Origin of the sequence: Variovorax sp. W1I1, from assembly GCF_030815625.1 — a bacterium.
Lineage (GTDB): Bacteria > Pseudomonadota > Gammaproteobacteria > Burkholderiales > Burkholderiaceae_C > Variovorax > Variovorax paradoxus_C.
In genome coordinates this window covers 3,786,270-3,807,087 of the sequence record NZ_JAUSWZ010000001.1, presented here as the reverse complement: position 1 = coordinate 3,807,087, position 20,818 = coordinate 3,786,270, and the positions used below count along the sequence as shown (strand labels likewise).

Sequence of the window (20,818 nt, the reverse complement as noted above, 5' to 3'; positions counted from 1 at the left end):
AGCTGCAAGCATTCTTTTGGAGGCCTGTGCACGGCCCTTCCGTGCACGCCAAACCATGAACTACCAGTTTCAATTCGATGCCGTCTTCGCTGCCTGGCCGCTGCTGCTCAAGGGCACGTGGATCACGGTCCAGCTCTCGCTCATCGCGACGGTGCTGGGCCTCGTGGTCGCGATTTTCTGCGCCTGGGGCAAGACCTCGGGGCCGGGGTGGCTGCGCTTCATCGTCAATGCGTACATCGAGGTGATCCGCAACACGCCGTTCCTCGTGCAGCTGTTCTTTTTCTTCTTCGCGCTGCCGGCCATCGGCCTGCGCTGGTCGCCGCAGACGGCGGCGCTGGTGGCGATGGTGGTGAACCTGGGCGCGTATGCGACCGAGATCATCCGCGCGGGCATCGAGTCGATTCCCAAGGGGCAGATCGAAGCGGGCAGGGCGCTGAACCTCAAGCCCTGGGAGATCTTCCGCTTCGTCATCATCAAGCCCGCGCTGAAGGCGATCTATCCGGCGCTCACGAGCCAGTTCATCCTCTTGATGCTGAGCTCGGCGGTGGTGTCGGTCATCTCGGCGGACGACCTGACCTCGGTGGCCGCCAACCTGCAGTCGCAGACCTTCCGCAGCTTCGAGATCTACATCGTGGTGGCCGCCATCTACCTGGCGCTGGCGCTGGCGTTCTCGGCGATGTTCAAGCTGATCTACAAGCGCACGCTCAACTATCCGGACCGCCGGTAACGCGAGCCGCACGGAAGACAACATCATGCGTACCTTCGGCTTTCCCGAATTCCTTTTCATCCTCGAAGCGGCCCAGTGGACGCTGGCGCTGTCGGCCATCGCGTTCGTCGGCGGCGCGATCCTGGGCTTGATCATCGCGCTCATGCGCACCTCCGATTCGACCTGGGCGCGCAACGCCTCGATGGTCTTCATCCAGGTGTTCCAGGGCACGCCGCTGCTGCTGCAGCTCTTCTTGATCTTCTTCGGCGCGCCGGTGCTGGGGCTGGACATCAACCCGTGGATCGCGGCAGGCGTGGCGCTCATCCTGAACAGCGCGGCGTTCCTCGGCGAGATCTGGCGCGGCTGCATCGAAGCCATTCCGCGCGGCCAGTGGGAAGCGGCGGAGGCGCTGAGCCTCAAGTACGGTGCGCGCATGCGTGATGTGGTGCTGCCGCAGGCCTTCAAGATCGCGCTCGCGCCCACGGTGGGGTATCTCGTGCAGATCATCAAGGGCACCTCGCTCGCGGCCATCATCGGCTTCACCGAGATCACCCGCGCGGGGCAGATCATCAACAACGCCACCTTCCAGCCGCTCATCGTGTTCTCGGTGGTGGCGGCGATCTACTTCGTGATCTGCTGGCCGCTGTCGTTGCTGGCCGCACGCATGGAGCGCAAGCGCGCTCGCGCCCTCGCACGCTGACCCAATTTCGTTTTTCGTTTTTCTCGTCGCTTCCTTTCTTAATTCAGGAGACACAACCCATGACCCGTACCTCTACCCGCCGCGCAGCGCTCGCAGCCCTCGGCCTCGGCGCCGCATTGACCGTGTTCGCACCCTTCGCGTCGGCGCAGAGCGTGGCCGACATCAAGAAGAAGGGCGAGATCACCATCGGCATGCTGGTCGACTTTCCGCCTTACGGCACCACCGACGCGAAGAACCAGCCCGACGGCTACGACGCCGACGTGGCCAAGCTCCTGGCCAAGGACTGGGGCGTGAAGGCCAACATCGTGCCGGTGACCGGTCCGAACCGCATACCGTTCCTGCTGACCAACAAGGTCGACCTGCTGGTCGCTTCGCTGGCCGTGACGCCCGAGCGCGCGAAGCAGGTGCAGTTCTCGCAGCCCTATGCGGCCGCGACCATCGTGCTGTACGGCGCGACCAAGACACCCATCAAGGCAGCGACCGACCTGAAGGGCCTGCGCGTGGGCGTGGCCCGTGCATCCACGCAAGACGTGGCCGTGACCAAGGCCGCACCCGAAGGCACCGAGATCCGCCGCTTCGACGACGACGCCTCCGCCATGCAGGCGCTGATCTCGGGCCAGGTCGATGCGATCGGCTGCTCGGTCACCGTCGCTGCGCAGATCGCCAAGCGCGTGCCTGCCGGCACCTACGAAAACAAGTTCACGCTGGTGCAGCAGTCGATGGGCATTGCGATGCGTCCGGGCCAGGAAGAGCTGACCAAGGCGGTGAACGACTTCGTTGCGAAGAACACCGCCAATGGCGAGCTGAACAAGCTCTATCAAAAGTGGCTGCAGGCCGACCTGCCGAAGATGCAATAAGCCAAAAGCGCTTGAAGGAATCCCTGGCATGACGACGGAATCGATCATCCGCATGGAAGCGGTCAACAAGTGGTACGGTGAATTCCAGGTGTTGACCGGCATCGACCTGTCGGTGCGCCAGGGCGAGCGCATCGTGATCTGCGGGCCCTCGGGCTCGGGCAAGTCGACGCTCATCCGCTGCATCAACCGGCTGGAGACGGTGCAGAAGGGCCGCATCGTGGTCGATGGCATCGACCTCACCGCGGGCGGCAAGAACGTGGATGCGGTGCGCGCCGAAGTCGGCATGGTGTTCCAGCAGTTCAACCTGTTCCCGCACCTCACCATCCTGCAGAACTGCACGCTCGCGCCGATGCGCTCGCGCGGCATGACCAAGGCGCAGGCGGAAGAGGTGGCGATGAAGTACCTCACCCGCGTGCGCATTCCCGAGCAGGCGAACAAGTACCCGAGCCAGCTCTCGGGCGGCCAGCAGCAGCGCGTGGCGATTGCGCGTGCGTTGTGCATGGCGCCCAAGATCATGCTGTTCGACGAGCCCACCTCGGCGCTCGACCCCGAGATGGTCAAGGAAGTGCTCGATACGATGATCGGCCTGGCCGAAGACGGCATGACCATGCTGTGCGTGACGCACGAGATGGGCTTTGCCCGCAGCGTGGCCGATCGCGTGATCTTCATGGCCGAAGGCAAGATCGTCGAACAGGCACCGCCCGAAGAATTCTTCGGCAACCCGAAGGACGAGCGCACGCGCCAGTTCCTCGGCCAGATTCTCAGTTCTCACCAAGCCCACTGATCGCCCACCGATGTCCTTCGAGGTCCTGATTTCTCTGTCGTCCTTCGGCGCGGCCGAGGTGGGGCGGCACGGCCAGCTCTGGTGCTCGCAGCTTGCGCGCGCCGCTGGTGCCGATTCGGTGGAAGTGCGCGGCGAGATGCTGCGCGATGCGGAGGCCGAGTTGCCCGCGCTCAAAGGTCTTGCTTCCGTGTACTCCAGCCCCGAGGGGTTGTGGGCCGAGGGCGGCTGGCTCGACAGCGCGGCGCTCAAGCGAGGCATCGCCGCTGCAACGCGCGTCGGCGCGAAGCGGCTCAAGATGTCCATCGGCGATTTCCAGGCGTCTTCGCATGGCTCGCTCTGGGGTCTGAAGGTGGAGCTTGCCGAGACCCGCGTCGAGCTGCTGATCGAGAACGACCAGACCGTGCGCGCCGGCACGCTGCCCGCATTGCAGGCTTTCTTCGATGCGGCCGACCGCGCCGGCATCCCGCTCGGCATGACCTTCGACATGGGCAACTGGCACTGGCTCGGCGAATGCCCGCTGCAGGCGGCACAGGCGCTGGGCCACCGCGTGCGCTATGTGCACTGCAAGGGCGCGCAGCGCCTGCCGCACAAATGGGTGGCGGTGCCGCTCGGTGATTCGGTCGCACCGTGGCGCGCGGTGTTGCGCGCCTTGCCCGCCGACGTGCCCCACGCCATCGAATACCCTCTGGTGGGTGACGACCTGCTGGCCGTCACCCGCTCGCAAATCGACTTCATCCGCGCCGCACGGGCGTAGAACCCACCACACATGCCAGAACCCACCGCTTTCGATGTCGCCCTGTTCGGCGAGGCCATGATGCTGCTCGTGGCGGACCGGCCCGGGCCGCTGGAGGACGCACAGTCGTTCCACAAGCGCACCGCCGGTGCCGAGACCAACGTGGCCATCGGCCTGTCGCGCCTGGGCCTCAAGGTGGGCTGGGCGAGCCGCCTGGGCACCGACTCGATGGCGCGCGCGCTGCTCGCGACGATGAAGGGCGAGGGCATCGACTGCTCGCACGTCATCTGCGACCCGACGCAGCGCACCGGCTTCCAGTTCAAGGGCCGCGTGACCGACGGCAGCGACCCGCCGGTCGAGTACCACCGGAAGGGCTCGGCCGCGAGCCAGATGGGCCCGGCCGATATCGATGAAGCCTGGCTGCGCTCAGCGCGCCACCTGCATGCAACCGGCGTGTTCGCCGCGATCTCCGAGGCCAGCCTGCAGGCCGCGCTCAAGACCATGGAGGTGATGCGCGCCGCGGGCCGCACCATCTCGTTCGATACCAACCTGCGCCCTACGCTGTGGTCTTCCACCGAGACGATGCGCCACTGGATCAACGAACTCGCCTCGCGCGCCGACTGGGTGCTGCCCGGCATCGAAGAAGGACTGCTGCTCACCGGCCATGACGAGCCGGAAGCCGTCGCGCGCTTCTACCGCGAGCGCGGCGCGAAGCTGGTGGTTGTGAAGCTCGGCGCGGAGGGCGCCTACTACGACAGCGACGTGGCCGGCACCGGCCGCGTCGAAGGCTTCCCGGTGAAGGAAGTGATCGACACCGTGGGCGCGGGCGACGGCTTCGCGGCCGGCGTGGTGAGCGCCTTGCTCGAAGGCCGGAGCGTGCCCGAGGCGGTGCGCCGCGGCGCCTGGATCGGCGCCCGCGCGGTGCAAGTGCTGGGCGATACCGAAGGCCTGCCGACGCGGGCCGAACTCGAAGAAGCAGGACTCTGAAGACCATGACACAGCAAAAGAACGTGCTTGTTTTCCGGCCCTTGCCCGAAGACCAATTGGCGCGCCTGCAGGCCGCGCACCACGTCACCGTGGCCGATCCGCGCAAGGAGCCCGACGCCTTCGCCGCCGCGCTCGCCACCGCAAACGGCCTGATCGGATCGAGCCACACGGTCGATGCCGCGCTGCTCGATGCGGCGCCGAAGCTCGAAGTGATCTCGAGCGTGTCGGTGGGCGTCGACAACTACCCGCTCGCCGAGCTGCACAAGCGCGGCATCGTGCTGTGCCACACGCCCGACGTGCTCACCGAGACGGTGGCCGACACGGTGTTCGCGATCCTCATGGCGACGCAGCGCCGCGTCGTCGAGCTCTCGAACCTCGTACGCGAAGGCCGCTGGAACAAGAACATCGGCGAAGAACTCTTCGGCACCGACGTGCACGGCAAGACGCTGGGCATCCTGGGCTTCGGCCGCATCGGCCAGGCGGTGGCACGGCGCGCGGCGCTGGGGTTCGGCATGCCGGTGCTCTATCACGCGCGCCGACCGGTCGATCTGGCCACGCAGGCGCCCGAGCTGCAGGGCCGCGCCATGCACACGCCGCTGGACGACCTGCTCGCGCGCGCCGACATCGTGCTCGCGATGCTGCCGCTGACCGACGCCACGCGCGGCATGATCGACGCCGCCTTTTTCGCGCGCATGAAGCCGGGCGCATCGTTCATCAATGGTGGACGCGGCGCCACGGTGAACGAAAAGGCACTGCTCCACGCACTCGACCACGGCACGCTGCGCGCCGCCGGCCTCGATGTGTTCGCGAAGGAGCCGCTGCCGGCCGATTCGCCGCTGCGCACGCACCCGCGCGTGACGCCGCTGCCGCACATCGGCTCGGCCACGCACGAGACGCGCCATGCGATGGCCGAACTCGCGACGACCAACCTGCTGCAGGTGCTGGCCGGCGAGAAGCCGACGGCGCCGTACGACACGGCCGCCGCATGAACACCGTGTATTGCTCCCTCTCCCCTTGGGGAGAGGGTTGGGGTGAGGGTGGCGGCCGTCGTGCAAGCGCTGCCCTCGCCACCGCCGCCGGCCCTCACCCCAACCCTCTCCCCAAGGGGAGAGGGAGCGAGACCGACGCATGAAGCCCACGGGCCGCGCCACCATCGCCGATGTCGCCGAAGCGGCGGGCGTTTCCAAAGCCACCGTCTCGCGCTTCCTCAACCACCGCGAGCGATTGCTCAGCCCCGACATCGCCGCCCGCGTCGAGGTGGCAATTGCGGCACTGGCCTACTCGCCCAGCCCGATGGCGCAGGCCCTGAGCCACGGCCGCTCGCGGCTCATCGGTCTGATCGTGGCCGACATCACGAACCCGTATTCGGTCGCGGTGCTGCGCGGTGCCGAGAAGGCCTGCCAGGACGCGGGCTACCTCGTGATGCTGTTCAACCTCGGCAACGAGAGCGAACGCGAGCGCGAGGCCATCGATGCGCTCGCGGGCTACCAAGTCGACGGCTTCATCCTCAACACGCTCGGGCGCGGCAGCAACGTGGTCGATGCGGTCACGCTGCACGGCAAGCCCGCGGTGCTGGTCGACCGGCGCCACACCGGCATGCACACCGACTTCGTCTCGCTCGACAACCACGCGGCGATGCAGGCCACCTGCGGGCATCTGCTGGAAGGCGGCTACCGCGAACTGCTCTACGTCACCGAACCGCAGAAGGGCGTGAGCTCGCGGCGCGAGCGCACAGCCGCGTTCGGTGCCTGCGTGTCGGCGCACGAGCCTCGTGTGGCGGGCGAGGTGTTCGAATCGGTCGAGGGCGAGAACGATGCGCTCGATGCCGCATTGACCGCCTTGCGCAAGCGTGCGAAGCGCGGCCGCCGCGCCGCGGTGGTTGCGGGTAACGCCGTGGTCACGCTGCGCGTGGCACAGGCGATGGCGCGGCTCGGCCTGCAGTTCGGCAATGACCTGGGCTTCGTCGGCTTCGACGATCCCGAATGGGCCTCGCTGATCGGCCCGGGCTTGAGCACCGTGGCACAGCCCACCGACGCCATCGGCCGCACCGCCGCTACATGCCTGATCGAGCGGCTGCGAGGGCTGGACTCAGCACCGCGCCAACTGCTGCTTCCAGGGGAACTGATGGTGCGGGGATCGTCGCAGGCGCTCTAGCGTCCACTACCGCGCGGTCGAACGTGATCGGCCCGCGCATCCAATCCGCCGCACGCTCGGCGATCATGATCGTCGGCGCATTGGTGTTGCCGCCGATCAGCGTCGGCATCACCGAGGCGTCGACCACGCGCAGGTTCTCGATGCCGTGCACGCGCAGTTGCGCGTCGACCACCGCCATCGCATCCACGCCCATCTTGCAGGTGCCCACCGGGTGGTAGATGGTGTCGGCGCGCGCGCGGATGTGCTGCACGAGTTCTTCGTCGGTGTGCGCATCGGCCGTGTAGACCTCGCGGTGCCGGTACTTCTGGAGCGCCGGTGCGCGCAGGATCTCGCGCATCTTCTTCACGCCCTGCAGCAGCAGCGCCATGTCTTCGGCATCGGACAGAAACCGTGGGTCGATGCGCGGCGCCGACAGCGGGTTCGCGTCGTTCAGCCGCACATCGCCCCGGCCCTTGGGGCGCAGCACGCACACGTGGCATGAGAAGCCGAAGCCCATGTGCAGCTTGCGCGCATGGTCGTCGGTGATCGCGATCACGAAGTGCAGCTGCAGGTCGGGCCGGCGCAACTCGGGCGACGACTTGATGAAGGCGCCGCCTTCGGCAAAGGGCGTCGCGACGATGCCCTTGCCGCTCTTGCGCCACTCGAAGATCGCCTTCATCAGCTTCAACCCGGCTTTCACGCCGATGCCGAAGAGGTCGATGTCCTTCGAGGTGTAGGCGAGGATGAAGTCGGTGTGGTCCTGCAGGTTCTGCCCGACGCCCGGCAGCGCATGCCGCACGGCGATGCCGTGGCGGCCCAGCTCTGCCGGGTCGCCGATGCCCGAGAGCATCAGCAGCTGCGGCGAGTTGAAGGCACCGCCGCACAGCGCCACTTCGCGATGGGCGCGAATGACCTCGGTGCTGCCACCGCGCCGAACTTCCACGCCGGTCGCGCGCCTGTTCTCAAGCACTACGCGCAGGGCCTGCGTACCGGTCAGCACCGTGAGGTTGGGCCGCGCATGCATCACCGGATGCAGGTACGCCGCGGCGGCCGAGCAGCGCTCACCATTCTTCGTACCGCCATGGAACTGCGTGACCTGATAGAGGCCCGCGCCTTCCTGCTCGGCGCCGTTGAAATCGTCGTTGCGCGGAATGCCGCACTCCGCAGCCGCGCGGATGAAGTCTTCGGTGATCGGTCGCGGGCTCTGCTGCTCGGACACCTGCAGCGGCCCGCTGGCGCCGTGCAGCACGCTCTCGCCGCGCTCGTTGCCCTCGGCGCGCTTGAAGTACGGCAGCACCTCGTCGAACGACCAGCCCTCGCAGCCGGCGCGCGCCCAGTCGTCGTAGTCGTCGCGATGGCCGCGCACGTAGAGCATGGCGTTGATCGCGCTCGATCCGCCGAGGCCGCGCCCGCGCGGCTGGTAGCCGCTGCGTCCGCCGAGGCCTGGCTGCGGCACGGTCTTGTAGGCGTAGTTGTTGATGGGCGGGCGTCCCGGCAGCATCGCCACGGTGGCGGCGGGTGCCCGCACCAGGATGCCGCGGCCGTCCCCACCGGCTTCGATCAGGCAGACCGTCACGCCTGGGTCTTCGCTGAGGCGGGAGGCCAGCGTGGCGCCGCCGGAGCCGCCGCCCACGATCACGTAGTCGAATTCCATGGCGCTTGTCTTCCTTTTGTTGTGCGTCCAGTCGGGCGGGATCGACTGTAGGAAGAACGTGCAGGCAGGCAGTTAGCGTTTTCCCGCTGCTCGAAGGTATGCAGCCCGCCGAGGCGCTGCGGGTTTTCCCTGCCGCGCGGCGGCCTGAGCGTGTCACCAGCCGTGGAAGCGTCCCCACGTCTGCAACGCACCGTCTTCGCCAAGCGCCTGGTATTCCGGGAACTGCGCACCGGTGGCGCACGCATGGTTGGGCAGGATGCGCAGGCGCGTGCCGATCGGAAAGCGCGTCGCGATGTCGGTGTCGGACGCGCCTTCGTGCGACACGATGCCGTGCTCCTGGTTCGCACCGCTGAGCACATAGCCGTCGAGCACTGCACCGTCGAGGCCGCAGACCTGCCCGTAGCCGTAGTCGCGCTTCTGCTTCTGCGTGCCGCGGTCGCGGCTCATCGCCATCCAGCCCGCATCGACGATGGCCCAGCCTTTCTCGACCTGGTGGCCGATCACTGTGGTGAGCACGCTCAGCGCGATCTCGTCGGTGCTGCAGACGCCGACGTTGCGCATCACGAGATCGAAGAACACGTAGACGCCGGCCCGCACTTCGGTCACGCCATCGAGGCGCTCGGCCATCAGCGCTGTCGGCGTGGAGCCCACGCTGACGATGGGGCAGGGCAGGCCGGCATCGCGCAACCGCTGTGCGGCGCGCACACAGCCGGCGCGCTCCTGCTCGGCCATGGCCTGGAGCGCTTCTGGCGTGTCGAGGTCGTAGCTGGAGCCTGCGTGCGTCATCACGCCGGCCAAGCGCATGCCGCCGTCCTGCAGTACATGGGCGACCTCGAGCAGCACGTCGTCGTCGGGGCGGATGCCGGAGCGGTGGCCGTCGGTGTCGACTTCGATCAACACGTCAAAGGCCTCGCCGTTCGCGCGGCCGAACTCGGCGATGGCGCGCGCCGATGCGACGCCGTCCGTGATGATCGACAGCGCGCAGCCGCGACGGCGCAGTTCGAGCGCGTGCGGCAGCCGGCGCTGTGCCATGCCGACGGCGTAGAGGATGTCGGTGAAGCCCGCAACGAAGAATTGTTCGGCCTCCTTCAGCGTGGAGACGGTGATGCCCTGCGCGCCCGCATCGCGCTGCGCACGCGCCACGTCGATGCACTTGCTGGTCTTCACATGCGGGCGGAAGCGCACGCCGAGTGCGTTCATGCGCGCCTGCATCCGCGCGATGTTGTGCTGCATGCGCGGCCGCTCGACGATGGCGGCGGGCGTGTCGATGGTGGCGAGGGTGGCGAGGGTGTTCATGGTGTGTCCGTTCAGGTGTTCGAGGCGAAGGATTGGAGCCACGGCAGCGCCGGCGCGAGCATGGCGGCTTGCTGCTCGGGCGGCGGCGCGCCGTTCGGCAAGGCGAGCCCGACGCGGTTGTGCCAGAAGGTGCGAAGGCCCACGGCCGAGGTGCCGAACATGTCGTAGCCCGAGCCGGCGACGAAGGCGGCGTCGCTGGCCTGCACGCCCAGCCGGTCGAGCGCCATGCGGTAGGGGCGCGGATCGGGCTTGTAGAAGCCGGCTTCTTCGGAGGTGACGACCACGTCCCAATCGACGCCGAGCAACGCAGCCGCGCGATGGCCGAGACGGCGCGAGCAGTTGGTGACCACCGCGAGCTTGCAGTGCGGCTTGAGTGCCAGCAGCAGTTCTCGTGCGCCGTCCCATGCGGGCAGTTCGTCCCAGTGCGCTTCGAGCGCGTCGGGTGCTGTGTCGGCCATGCCGGTGCGGCGGGCGGCGTCTTTCACCAACTGCTCGTAGGGCACATAGGCGCCGCAGCCGTAGGTGAGCCGCAGGTATTCGGCGCGCCACGCGCGGCCTTTCTCTTCGGAGCCGGCAGCGGCATTCCAGACGGTCCAGGAGTCGAGCAGGGCGGTGAGCAGGTCGAAGAGCACGGCGGGCGGGTAGGCGCTGCGTGAGGTGATGGGGGCTTGCATGCGTATCGACTGTACGGTTTGAGACCATCGTTGTGCTTCAATGCGAACTCATCAATCGTTCAGCACAGCTTAATGATCCAGATCGAAGACATGCAACTTGCGGCGGCCCTGTTGCGCGAGCCTTCGTTGAGCGCCGCGGCACGTTCGCTCGACGTCACGCCGCCCGCGCTGTCGATGCGTCTGCGCAAGCTCGAAGTCACGCTCGGCCTGTCGCTGGCCACCCGAACGGCGCGGCGCCTCAGCCTCACGGCCGAGGGCGAACGCTTCGCGCGCGAGGCCGCGGCGCTGCTCGGACAGATCGAGGGCCTGCGCGAATCGATGTTGCGCGACGATCGCCGGCTCACCGGCACCTTGCGCATCGCCGCGCCCTTCGGCTACGGCCGGCAGTACGTGGCGCCGATGCTCGCGCGCTTCGCCCGGCTGCATCCGGGCCTGCACATCCAGTTCGACCTGCGCGAGACGCCGTGGCCCGACCGGCACGATGCCGACGCGATCATCCATATCGGCGCGGTGCGCGATTCGTCGTGGGTCGCGCGCACGCTGAGCACCAACGAGCGCTGGCTGTGCGCGAGCCCCGAGTACTTGCGCGCACGCGGCAGGCCCCGCGTTCCACGCGACGTGATGGTGGGGCACGACTGCATCGTCATCCGCGAGAACGACGAAGACGTCACGCTGTGGCATGTGCGCCGCGCAGCAAAGCCGAAGGCGCAACGACGCACCGGTGCGCGCGAAACGCTGCGCATCGCGCCGGCCTTCGTCACCAACGACGGCAGCGTGGCCCGGCACTGGGCCGAGCAAGGCATGGGGCTGGTGCTGCGCTCCGAATGGGACGCGGCGGACGCGATTGCACGGGGCTCGCTGGTGCGGGTGCTGAAAGATTGGGAGTTCGACAGCGCACCGGTCGTGCTGCTGGTGCCGACCCGCAAGGGGCGCACGGCGCGGGTACAGGCGTTGATCGAGTTTCTGGAGGAGAGCTTCGGCAGTTAGGTCACTGCACCCGATCGCCGTCTCGCACTGATTCGACCGCGCCGTTATAGAACCGCACGATCCCGAGGAAGTTGCCCTGGCCGCGGTGGTAGGTCCAGTCTTCCATCGGAATGCACTGCTGGCTGATGATCTGCCGCGTGCCGCCGCCCCGCAGGCCCGGCGCGACGATCACTTCGACCTGCGGGCGAGGAACACAGACGATGTCCTTCAAGACCGGCTCGCCGCATTTGTTGAGCACGGAGAACTTCGATTCGCCGACGCCTGCGAGAAAGCCGCCGCAACTGAGCGATTGCGCGGATGCGCCGCCCGGTTGCAGGGCAGCGAGCAAAAGCGCAGTCGAGGCGAAGGTGCGCAGGACGATGTTCATGGCGTTGAAGGCTTCAAAAAAGAAAAAGCCCCGACCGGCGGGGCATTTTTTCTCAGTCGGATCAACCGACTTCGGCGATCAGTTCGATCTCGACGCAGGCGCCCATCGGGATCTGTGCCACGCCGAACGCGCTGCGCGCATGCGCACCCTTTTCGGGGCCGAAGACTTCGGCGAAGAATTCGCTCGCGCCGTTGGTCACCAGGTGCTGTTCGGTGAAGGTGCCGACCGAGTTCACGAGGCTCATCACCTTGACGATGCGCTTGACCTTGTTGAGGTCGCCCACGGCCGCGTGCAGCGTGCCCAGGAGATCGATGGCGATGGCGCGTGCGGCCTGCTTGCCTTCCTCGGTGGTGATGTTCACGCCGAGCTGGCCGGCCCAGACCTTGCCGTCCTTCTTGGCGATGTGGCCCGACAGGAACACGAGGTTGCCGGTCTGCACGAAAGGCACGTAGGCGGCGGCGGGGGCCGAGACCGGGGGCAGGGTGATGCCGAGGCTGGAAAGTTTGTCGTAAACGCTCATGGAGACTCCTTGTCTTGGGATGTCGATTGTGTCTGGCTTTGCGAGGCGAGCTGGACCACTTCCCCCACCGGCTGCACGGTCACCCCGACGCTGAGCGTGTGCCTTGCGCCGCCATGCAGTACGCCGCGCATCGGCGAGACGTCGGAGTAGTCGCGGCCGATGGCCAGCGTGACGTAGTCCTCGCCCGGCTGGCGGCCGTTGGTGGGGTCGAAGTCGGCCCAGCCGCCGTCGCCTTCGCCGCTCTCGCCGGGCAGGTACACCGACACCCACGCGTGCGAGGCATCGGCGCCCACGAGACGCGGCTGGCCCGGCGGCGGTTGCGTGAGCAGGTAGCCGCTCACGTAGCGCGCGGGCAGGCCCAGCGTGCGAAAGCACGCGATCATGATGTGCGCGAAGTCCTGGCACACACCCTTGCGCTGGGCCAGCGCCTCGACGGCGGGGGTGTTGATCTCGGTGCTGTCGGCGTCGTAGTCGAAGTCGCGGTACATGCGCTCGGTGAGGTCCATCGCCACGTCGAAGGTGGGCCGTCCGGGCGCGAAGCTCGTGCGCGCGTAGGCGGCAAAGTCGTCGTGGCGCGGCACGTAGGGCGAGGGAAAGACGAACTCGGAGGCCGCGTCGAAGGTGGCGTCCTTGCGGAAGCGGAAACGCTCGCGCACAGTCTCCCAGGGCAGCTCGCGGGCGATGGCGTCCGAGAGCATTGGCACCGAGGTATCGACCACGCTCTCGGCCGTGACCACCAGCCGGTCGTGCGTGGCTTCGAGCGCGAAGAAGGCGCGGGTGTTGCCGTAGACATCGGGCAGCTCGCCGCGCTGGGCCGGCGGCGGATCGATCGTGAGCAGGTGGCTCACGAGCCGCTGCGAACCGGTGGCCAGCGGCTTCAGGTGGGCCAGGTGCTGCGCCGTCTCGACGGGCGGCGCGTATTCGTAGCGGGTTTCGTGGGTGACGTGCAGCAGCATGGCGTCGGCAATCGGGTTCTTACTTCGACGCGGCGCCGAAGTGCGATGCGTAGATCTTCGCGTAGGTGCCGTCGGCCTTGATGTCCGCGAGGCCCTTGTCGATCTTTGCCAGGAGCTCGGCATTGCCCTTCTTCACCGCGATGCCGTATTGCTCCGACGGAAAGCCCGCATCGCTCACCGTCTTGAAGCCGCCACCCGCGTTGTTCGCGAGGTAGTGCGCCACCACGCCGTTGTCGGCCACCACGGCCTGCACGCCGCCGGATTCGAGTTCCTTCAGCGCGAGCGGTGTCGATTCGAAGCGCTTGATGGCTGTGTTCGACTTGCCGAGCAGCTTGCCCACGACTTCGTCGCCGGTGGTGCCGTTCTGCACGCCGACCTTCAGGGTCTTGATGTCGTCGAACTTCGCGACGGGCGAATCGCTCTTCACCGCGATGAGCTGGCGCGCCTCGAAGTAGGGCTGAGAGAAGTCCATGGTCTGGCGGCGTTCGTCGGTGATGGTGATGGACGACACCAAGAGGTCGCGGTCGCCCTGGTCGAGCGAATTGAAGATGCCTTCCCACGGCGTGTTGACGAACTTCACCTCGATGCCGGCCTTCTGCGCAACGGCTTTCACCACGTCGATGTCGAAGCCCACGACCTCGCCCTTTTCGTTCTGCGATTCGAAGGGCGCATAGGCCGCGTCGGTGCCCACGACCAGCACGCGCGCCGCGGCCGGTGGTGGCGGTGTCGAAGAAGCGGTGGCGGGTGCGGCGGCTTCCTGCTTGCCGCAGCCGGCAAGCGCGAGGCCGACGACAAGTGCAGCGACGGAGAGTGTGAGACGGCGGTTGATGGCGATGCCCGACATGGAAGTGCCTCCTTCGAAATATCGTTCTGGAATCGATCAGGCGCCGACGGAGCGCAGCGATTCGGATGTGAGCGTGAAGTAGCGCGTGCCGATGGCGTCCGACACATGGTAGGCCGCGGTCTCGCAATTGGCGAGCAACTGGATCAGCGCGGGATAGTTGGCCTCCGGCCCCGCGGCGCACAGGTGCTCGAGCGTCCAGGTGGCCGGATCGGGCAGTTCGTACGACAGCGCTGTGAGCTTGCCGGGTGCGCTGCCCGCGAGCCGGGCGATGCGCCCGCGCAGGGTCTGCGTGACCCAGGCCAGCGAGCGCGGATTCTCGGCATCGAGCACCAGCAGGTCGACCAGCGTGGCGACGTCGCGCCGCTGCTGGTAGCGCGCATGGAAGGTGATGGTGCTGTCGAACAGCGCCACCATCGCCTCGAAACCGCTGACCTCGTGCACCGCGCCGTTGCCGAAACCGACTTCGAGTGCGTTCGACAGGAAGCCCAGCCGCTCGATGTGGCGGCCGATGGACAGCAGGCGCCAGGCGTCGTCGCGCGTCATGCGGTCGGTCTGCGCGCCGGTCATGGCGGCCAGCGCGGTGCTGGCGGATTCAAGCGCGCGCAGCGCGGCGCTGGCGGCAAAGCTGCCTTCGCCGGCCTGCTCGGCGGCGCGGCGCAGGAACTCGGTTTCGGCGCGCACGATCTGGTTCCAGTTGTCCTGCGAGAGCCGCTCGCGCACCGCGGCCGCGGCCTGGCGGATGCAGCGGAGGCTGTAGCCGACGCTGCCGCCCCCATCGACATCGCCGAGCTCGGCCACCAGCGCGCGCTCGAACACGCGGCGCGATTGCGGCGCGCTCGGCGCCTCGGCCGGCACCAGCGCATTGCGCACGGCCATGCGGTGCAGCCATTCGAGCAGCGGACGCGACGACTGGTCTTCGCCGCCCAGCAGGTTGAGCGTGAGGCGCGCCAGGCGCACCGCGTTCTCGGCGCGCTCCGTGTAGCGGCCGAGCCAGAACATGTTCTCCGCGGCGCGGCTGGTGACCGGCGCGCGGTGCCGCGCGAGCGAGGCCGGCGTGGCGTGCGGCTGCAGCAGCGTGGTGCGATCGACCTCGCCGTGCGTCTGCACCCAAACGTCGGCACTGCTGCCTCCGCGCTGCATCGAGGCGATCTGCGCATCGGCGCCCGCGAGCCGGGCGAGGCCGCCGGGCAGCACGCGCCACGACTGCGCACCGTCGCTCACCGCGAACACGCGCAGGAGCACCGCGCGCGGCGCGATGTGGCCGGGGCCGAGGTCGCTCGCCCAGGTGGGAATCTGCGACAGCGGCAGGTAGCTCTGCACCGTGTGGGCATCGCCCTCGCGCACGATGCGGCCGGCCCACTCGTCGAGTTCGCGCCGCCCGAGCTGGCTGCCGAGCACCGCGTCGAAGCTGGTGCGGCCGTCGATGCCGGGGTAGGTGGGCTTGATGAAGCAGTCGCCCAGTTGCGGCAGCACCGCCTCGAGCGCGGCGCGCTCGCCGCACCACCAGGTGGGCAGGGCTGGCAGCTTGAGCTTCTCGCCGATCAGCCGGCGCGCCAGGCCCGGCAGGAAGCCGAGCAGCGCGGGCGATTCGAGGAAGGCCGAGCCCGGCATGTTGGCCACGAGCACGTTGCCGGCGCGGATCGCCTGCAGGAGGCCGGGCACGCCGAGCGTGGAATCGGGGCGCAGCTCCAGCGGGTCGAGGAACTGGTCGTCCAGCCGCTTGATGAGGCCGTGCACCGGGCGCAGGCCCTGCAGCGTCTTGAGGTAGAGCCGCTGGTCGCGCACCGTGAGGTCGCTGCCCTCGACCAGCGTCACGCCCAGGTAGCGCGCGAGGTACGCGTGCTCGAAGTAGGTTTCGTTGTACGGGCCGGGCGTGAGCAGCGCGATGTGGGGCGGCACGCCGGCCGGGCACATGCGCTGCAGGCCGTCCATCATGGCGCTGTAGGTGGCGGCCAGACGCTGCACGTGCAGCGCCTCGAAGGCCTGCGGAAACTGCCGCGTGATGGCCAGCCGGTTTTCCAGCAGGTAGCCCAGGCCCGAAGGTGCCTGGGTGCGCTGCGACACCACCCACCAGTTGCCGTCGGGGCCGCGCGCGAGGTCGAAGGCCGCGATGTGCAGCCAGGTGTCGCCCGGCGGCTTCACGCCGTGCAGGGCACGCAGGTAGCCCGGATGGCCACGCACCAGCGCCGGCGGAATGAGCCCTTCGCTCAGCAGTTGCTGCGGGCCGTAGACATCGGCCATCACCCGGTCGAGCACGCGCACCCGCTGCAGCACGCCGGCCTCGATCTGGCTCCAGCTCTCGGGCGAAACGATCAGCGGGAACAGGTCGAGCGACCAGGGCCGCTGCGGACCGTTGGTGGCATCGGCGTAGACGTTGTAAGTGACGCCGTTGTCGCGGATCTGCCGCTCCAGGCTGACCGCGCGGCGCGGCAGGTCGTTGAAGCCGCCCGGGCCGAGCTGGTCGAAGAAGGCGTTCCAGGCGGGGGTGAGCGGTGGGGTTTCGCTAGGCGCCGCTGGTTGCTGCGACTGCGATTGGCTCTGAGACTGCGATGTGGAAGATTGGGATTGCGATTGAGATTGCGTGGCTGCCGGGCGTTCCGCCGCCGCGTCGTACAGCAGCGGGGCACTTGCCGCCGGGGCCGTACCCGGCGATGCGGGCCGCAGAGGCGCCGCCGGCGTGGCCCCGCCACGCAATTCATCGAAGTGGCCGGGCAGGGCGGCCGGTGCGAGCGTCGACGCCAAGGCCGCTGGAAACTCCAGAGCTTGGGCGTCGAACAGGGATTCGTTCAAAGGTTCCACAGGTGGGGGATTGTCACACCGCCGTCACGGCGAGGCCGCTTCGGCAGTGTGCTAAATGACCCCTTATCGGCGCAGATCCAGCGTGAACGGGAATTCGCGGCTGCCCGGCAGCTCGATGGTGGCCGGCGGCGTGCGCATGAGGCCGGGCGTGTGGCCCATGCGCGTGAAGCGCGAATGGCGGCGGCTCTCGGCCTCGTAGGCGTTGACCGGGAAGCTGTCGTAGTTGCGTCCGCCCGGATGGGCCACGAAGTACTGGCAGCCGCCCAGCGAACGCTTCATCCAGGTGTCGACCAGGTCGAAGGTCAGCGGCGCATGGGCGCCGATGCTCGGATGCAGCGCCGAGGGCGGATTCCACGCCTTGTAGCGCACGCCAGCAACGAATTCGCCGGTCACGCCCGTGGGCTGCAGCGGCAGAACCTTGCCGTTGACGGTGACGACGTGGCGGCTCTCGTTGAGGCCGGTCACGCGCACCTCGATGCGCTCGAGCGACGAATCGACATAGCGCACCGTGCCACCCGCCGAGCCTTCCTCGCCCATCACGTGCCACGGCTCCAGCGCGTTGCGCAGCGAGAGTTCGACGCCCATCGCCTGCATCTGGCCCACGAGCGGAAAGCGGAACTCGAAGTGCGGCGCGAACCAGTCGGGGTCGAAGGCAAAGCCGGCCTGGCGCATCTCGCTGATGACGTCGTCGAAGTCCATCTTCACGAAGGTCGGCAAGAGGAAGCGGTCGTGCAGCTCGGTGCCCCAGCGCGTGACGGGCGCCTTGTAGGGCTCGTCCCAGAAGCGGGCGACCAGCGCGCGAATCAGGAGTTGCTGCGCGATGCTCATTCGCGCATGCGGCGGCATTTCGAAGGCGCGCAACTCCAGCAGGCCCAGGCGGCCGGTGCTCGAATCGGGCGAGTAGAGCTTGTCGATGCAGAACTCGCTGCGGTGCGTATTGCCCGACACGTCGATCAGGATGTTGCGCAGCGTGCGGTCAACCAGCCACGCGGGCATGTTCTGGCCGTAGATCTCCCGGTTCTTCGCGATTTCCTGCAGAGCGATTTCGAGCTCGTAGACCTGGTCATTGCGCGCTTCGTCCACGCGCGGCGCCTGGCTGGTCGGGCCGATGAACATGCCCGAGAAAAGATAGCTCAGCGACGGATGGTTGTGCCAGTAGAGCAAGAGGCTCGCAAGCAGCTCTGGCCGGCGCAGGAACGGGCTGTCCGCCGGTGTGGCGCCGCCCATCACGAAATGGTTGCCGCCGCCGGTGCCGGTGTGGCGGCCATCGGTCATGAACTTCTCGGCCGACAGGCGCGTCTCGAACGCGGCGTTGTAGAGGAACTCGGTGTGCGCGACCAGTTCCTTCCAGTTGTGGGCCGGGTGGATGTTGACTTCGATCACGCCCGGGTCGGGCGTGACGGCCAGCATCTTCAGGCGCGGATCGCGCGGCGGCGGATAGCCTTCCATCACGATGCGCATGCCCAGTTGCCACGCTGTGGCTTCGACGGCGGCGACGAGGTCCAGGTAGTCCTCCAGGCGCGCGAGCGGCGGCATGAAGACGTAGAGCACGCCGGAAGCGCTGCCCTTCTTCTCGGCCGACGGACCGTTGGCGCGGCGCGGGTCGCGCACCTCGACGCACAGCGCGGTGCGCGTGACCCAGTGGGCCGATTCGCCGCGCAGGGGCTGGCGGGTCGCTGGCGTGGCGGCGGCGTTCGCGGCTGCGAAAGCCGCTGCCGCCGCTGCTGCGGCATCCCCGTTCGACGCATCGCCGGGGCTCTGCATGCGCAGCGAGGCAGGCACCACCGGCGGTGTGCCGAAGGTGTAGGGCACGTCGCCGAGGTTCGCCCCGGCTGCGCCGGCCACACCGACAGCGCCCGTGCTGTAGCGCGCACGGTAGTCGGCCGCGCTCGGCAACGCACCGCGCGGCGCGGTCGGGTCGCGCTCGATCAGGTAGGGGTAGTCGCCCTTGCTTGCCCACGGTTGCGAGTCGAGCGGCAGGCGGTAGCCCATCGGCGAATCGCCCGGAATGAGATAGAGCCGGTCGTCGCGCAGGAACCAGGGGCCGGTCTTCCAGCCGGGGCCGGCGAGCGCGGGCGCATCGCCATCTGCATTGCCTGGCTCGATGGGCAGCATGTAGCCGATCACCGCATCGAGCTTCTGCGTGAACACGCGGCGCAGGCGCACGCGTTCGAGTTCGTCGTCCAGCTTCGACTCGAAGGGATCGACGTTCACCGGCAGGCGGCGTTCGCGCCAGAGGTAGTAGTACGTGTCTTCGTAGCCGGGCTGGATGTAGCGCTCGGTGAGGCCGAGGTTGCCGGCCAGCGTGGCGGTGAAGCGTTGGGCGTCTTCGCTTGTGTAGTGCGTGGGGAAGCGCTCGTCGGCGAAGAGCGCCGGGTCCTGCCAGAGCGTCTGGCCGTCGGCGCGCCAGAAGATCGAAAGCGCCCAGCGTGGCAACTGCTCGCCCGGGTACCACTTGCCCTGCCCGAAATGCAGGAAGCCGCCGTTGCCGTATTCGGCGCGCAGCTTGTGAACGAGTTCGGTCGCGTAGCCGCGCTTCGTGGGGCCGAGCGCGTCGGTGTTCCACTCGGGCGCGTCGCGGTCGCTGGTGGCCACGTAGGTGGGCTCGCCGCCCATCGTGAGGCGCACGTCGCCGGCCTTCAGGCGCGCATCGACGGCATCGCCGAGCGACAGAACCTCGGCCCATTGCTCTTCGGTGTAGGGCTTGGTGACGCGCGGCGATTCGTAGATGCGCGTGACCTTCATCTCGTGGCCGAACTCGACCTCGGACTCATCGACGCCGCCTTCGATGGGCGCGGCGCTCGACGGCGTGGGCGTGCAGGCGAGCGGGATGTGGCCTTCGCCGGCCATGAGACCTGAGGTGGCATCGAGGCCGATCCAGCCGGCGCCGGGCAGGAACACCTCGCACCAGGCGTGCAGGTCGGTGAAGTCGACCGTGGTGCCGCTCGGGCCGTCGAGGGCCTTCACGTCGGGCGTGAGCTGGATCAGGTAGCCCGAGACGAAACGCGCGGCCAGGCCCATGTGGCGCAGCAGTTGCACCAGCAGCCAGCCCGAGTCGCGGCACGAGCCGCTGCCGTTGGTGAGCGTTTCTTCCGGCGTCTGCACGCCGGGCTCCATGCGGATGAGGTAGTTGACGTCCTGCTGCACCTGCTGGTTCAGGCCCACCAGGAAGTCGATGGTGCGCTGTTCCTTGCGGTCGATCTTCTCGAGGTAGGCCTCCACCAGCGGCGTGACCGGGTCGGCCACGAGGTAGGGCGCGAGTTCTTCGGCCTGCGAGGCGGTGTACTTGAACGGAAAGTTCTCGGCCTGCGGTTCGAGGAAGAAGTCGAAGGGGTTGTAGACCGCCATCTCGACCACGAGGTCGACGGTGACCTTGAATTCGCGCGTCTTCTCGGGAAACACCAGTCGCGCCTGGTAGTTCGCGAACGGGTCCTGCATCCAGTTGACGAAGTGCTCGGCCGGCTCGACCGTCAGCGAGTACGAGATCACGTTGCTGCGGCAATGCGGCGCGGGCCGCAAGCGCACGACCTGCGGGCCCAACTGCACTAGGCGGTCGTATTTGTAGTGGGTGACGTGGTGGAGTGCGGCGTGAATGGACATGCGTTTTTGTGTGCAGTACTGCGAGATTGCATCGAAAAGATGTCTCTTGTGAGACGCATACTAGCCGAGATAACAAGCAATTAACGCGCCATCGAGTGCGGGTTCGGGGAGGGTTTGCATCATGTGTCGTGAGGTTGTGTGCTGACGCCGTCGCGTGCGTCCGGCAGGGGTGGGTCGTGGGCGTTTGTGGCGTTGGCGGGGTCGCTGGCCGGTGCGGCGTT

18 protein-coding genes are annotated in these 20,818 nt (G+C 67.9%); 9 read left to right on the top strand and 9 right to left on the bottom strand.

Annotation, left to right across the window (positions count from 1 at the left end; all coding sequences use genetic code 11):
• The first annotated feature begins 55 nt into the window (after positions 1-55).
• From QFZ83_RS17740 to QFZ83_RS17705, 8 genes are all read left to right on the top strand, one after another.
• Positions 56-727, top strand: a complete 672-nt coding sequence (locus QFZ83_RS17740; RefSeq protein WP_013540636.1) for an amino acid ABC transporter permease — start codon at positions 56-58, stop codon at positions 725-727.
• 25 nt (positions 728-752) lie between these two features.
• Positions 753-1,406, top strand: a complete 654-nt coding sequence (locus QFZ83_RS17735; protein ID WP_013540637.1) for an amino acid ABC transporter permease — start codon at positions 753-755, stop codon at positions 1,404-1,406.
• A 59-nt stretch (positions 1,407-1,465) separates the two neighbouring features.
• Positions 1,466-2,263 (top strand): transporter substrate-binding domain-containing protein, encoded by a 798-nt coding sequence (locus tag QFZ83_RS17730; protein WP_307508587.1) that lies wholly within the window; start codon positions 1,466-1,468, stop codon positions 2,261-2,263.
• A 28-nt stretch (positions 2,264-2,291) separates the two neighbouring features.
• Complete coding sequence (locus QFZ83_RS17725) at positions 2,292-3,047, top strand: amino acid ABC transporter ATP-binding protein (protein WP_013540639.1); 756 nt, start codon at positions 2,292-2,294, stop codon at positions 3,045-3,047.
• 10 nt (positions 3,048-3,057) lie between these two features.
• Positions 3,058-3,801, top strand: a complete 744-nt coding sequence (locus QFZ83_RS17720) for a sugar phosphate isomerase/epimerase (protein ID WP_306877427.1) — start codon at positions 3,058-3,060, stop codon at positions 3,799-3,801.
• 12 nt (positions 3,802-3,813) lie between these two features.
• Positions 3,814-4,767 carry a sugar kinase gene (locus QFZ83_RS17715; protein ID WP_307508583.1) on the top strand — a complete coding sequence of 318 codons (954 nt, stop codon included), beginning with the start codon at positions 3,814-3,816 and terminating at the stop codon, positions 4,765-4,767.
• 5 nt (positions 4,768-4,772) lie between these two features.
• Positions 4,773-5,756: a D-glycerate dehydrogenase gene (locus QFZ83_RS17710; protein WP_307508580.1), complete on the top strand. Its 984-nt coding sequence runs from the start codon at positions 4,773-4,775 to the stop codon at positions 5,754-5,756.
• Positions 5,757-5,895: 139 nt separating this feature from the next.
• Positions 5,896-6,921, top strand: a complete 1,026-nt coding sequence (locus QFZ83_RS17705) for a LacI family DNA-binding transcriptional regulator (RefSeq protein WP_307508577.1) — start codon at positions 5,896-5,898, stop codon at positions 6,919-6,921.
• Here the strand turns inward: QFZ83_RS17705 and QFZ83_RS17700 are convergent.
• From QFZ83_RS17700 to QFZ83_RS17690, 3 genes are all read right to left on the bottom strand, one after another.
• Entirely contained in the window at positions 6,821-8,554 is a 1,734-nt protein-coding gene (locus QFZ83_RS17700) for a GMC family oxidoreductase (RefSeq protein ID WP_307508574.1), read from the bottom strand. The two genes, QFZ83_RS17705 and QFZ83_RS17700, sit on opposite strands and share 101 nt — an antisense overlap.
• A gap of 153 nt (positions 8,555-8,707) precedes the next feature.
• The gene (locus QFZ83_RS17695) at positions 8,708-9,850 is read right to left on the bottom strand and encodes a DSD1 family PLP-dependent enzyme (RefSeq protein WP_307508572.1); all 1,143 of its coding nucleotides are present in this window, start codon (positions 9,848-9,850) and stop codon (positions 8,708-8,710) included.
• A gap of 11 nt (positions 9,851-9,861) precedes the next feature.
• A complete protein-coding gene (locus QFZ83_RS17690) occupies positions 9,862-10,524 on the bottom strand; it encodes an HAD family hydrolase (protein WP_307508568.1) in 663 nt (220 codons plus the stop codon).
• A gap of 72 nt (positions 10,525-10,596) precedes the next feature.
• On the opposite strand from QFZ83_RS17690, the gene QFZ83_RS17685 reads away from it, so the two are divergent.
• The gene (locus QFZ83_RS17685) at positions 10,597-11,511 is read left to right on the top strand and encodes a LysR family transcriptional regulator (RefSeq protein ID WP_307508565.1); all 915 of its coding nucleotides are present in this window, start codon (positions 10,597-10,599) and stop codon (positions 11,509-11,511) included.
• Position 11,512: 1 nt separating this feature from the next.
• Here QFZ83_RS17685 and QFZ83_RS17680 read toward each other — a convergent pair whose 3' ends face one another.
• The 6 genes from QFZ83_RS17680 to QFZ83_RS17655 all read right to left on the bottom strand — a co-directional run bounded on the left by QFZ83_RS17680 (position 11,513) and on the right by QFZ83_RS17655 (position 20,597).
• Positions 11,513-11,878, bottom strand: a complete 366-nt coding sequence (locus tag QFZ83_RS17680; RefSeq protein WP_307508562.1) for a DUF2845 domain-containing protein — start codon at positions 11,876-11,878, stop codon at positions 11,513-11,515.
• Positions 11,879-11,939: 61 nt separating this feature from the next.
• Positions 11,940-12,398 carry a RidA family protein gene (locus QFZ83_RS17675; protein ID WP_013540649.1) on the bottom strand — a complete coding sequence of 153 codons (459 nt, stop codon included), beginning with the start codon at positions 12,396-12,398 and terminating at the stop codon, positions 11,940-11,942.
• Positions 12,395-13,354 (bottom strand): transglutaminase family protein, encoded by a 960-nt coding sequence (locus QFZ83_RS17670; RefSeq protein WP_307508558.1) that lies wholly within the window; start codon positions 13,352-13,354, stop codon positions 12,395-12,397. Before QFZ83_RS17670 ends, QFZ83_RS17675 begins: the two co-directional genes overlap by 4 nt.
• Positions 13,355-13,373: 19 nt before the next feature.
• A complete protein-coding gene (locus QFZ83_RS17665) occupies positions 13,374-14,198 on the bottom strand; it encodes a basic amino acid ABC transporter substrate-binding protein (protein ID WP_307508555.1) in 825 nt (274 codons plus the stop codon).
• Between the two features lie 36 nt (positions 14,199-14,234).
• Positions 14,235-16,997, bottom strand: coding sequence for a circularly permuted type 2 ATP-grasp protein (locus QFZ83_RS17660; protein ID WP_307508552.1), 2,763 nt, complete (start codon positions 16,995-16,997; stop codon positions 14,235-14,237).
• 63 nt (positions 16,998-17,060) lie between these two features.
• Positions 17,061-20,597 carry a DUF2126 domain-containing protein gene (locus QFZ83_RS17655; protein ID WP_307508549.1) on the bottom strand — a complete coding sequence of 1,179 codons (3,537 nt, stop codon included), beginning with the start codon at positions 20,595-20,597 and terminating at the stop codon, positions 17,061-17,063.
• Positions 20,598-20,818: the final 221 nt, after the last annotated feature.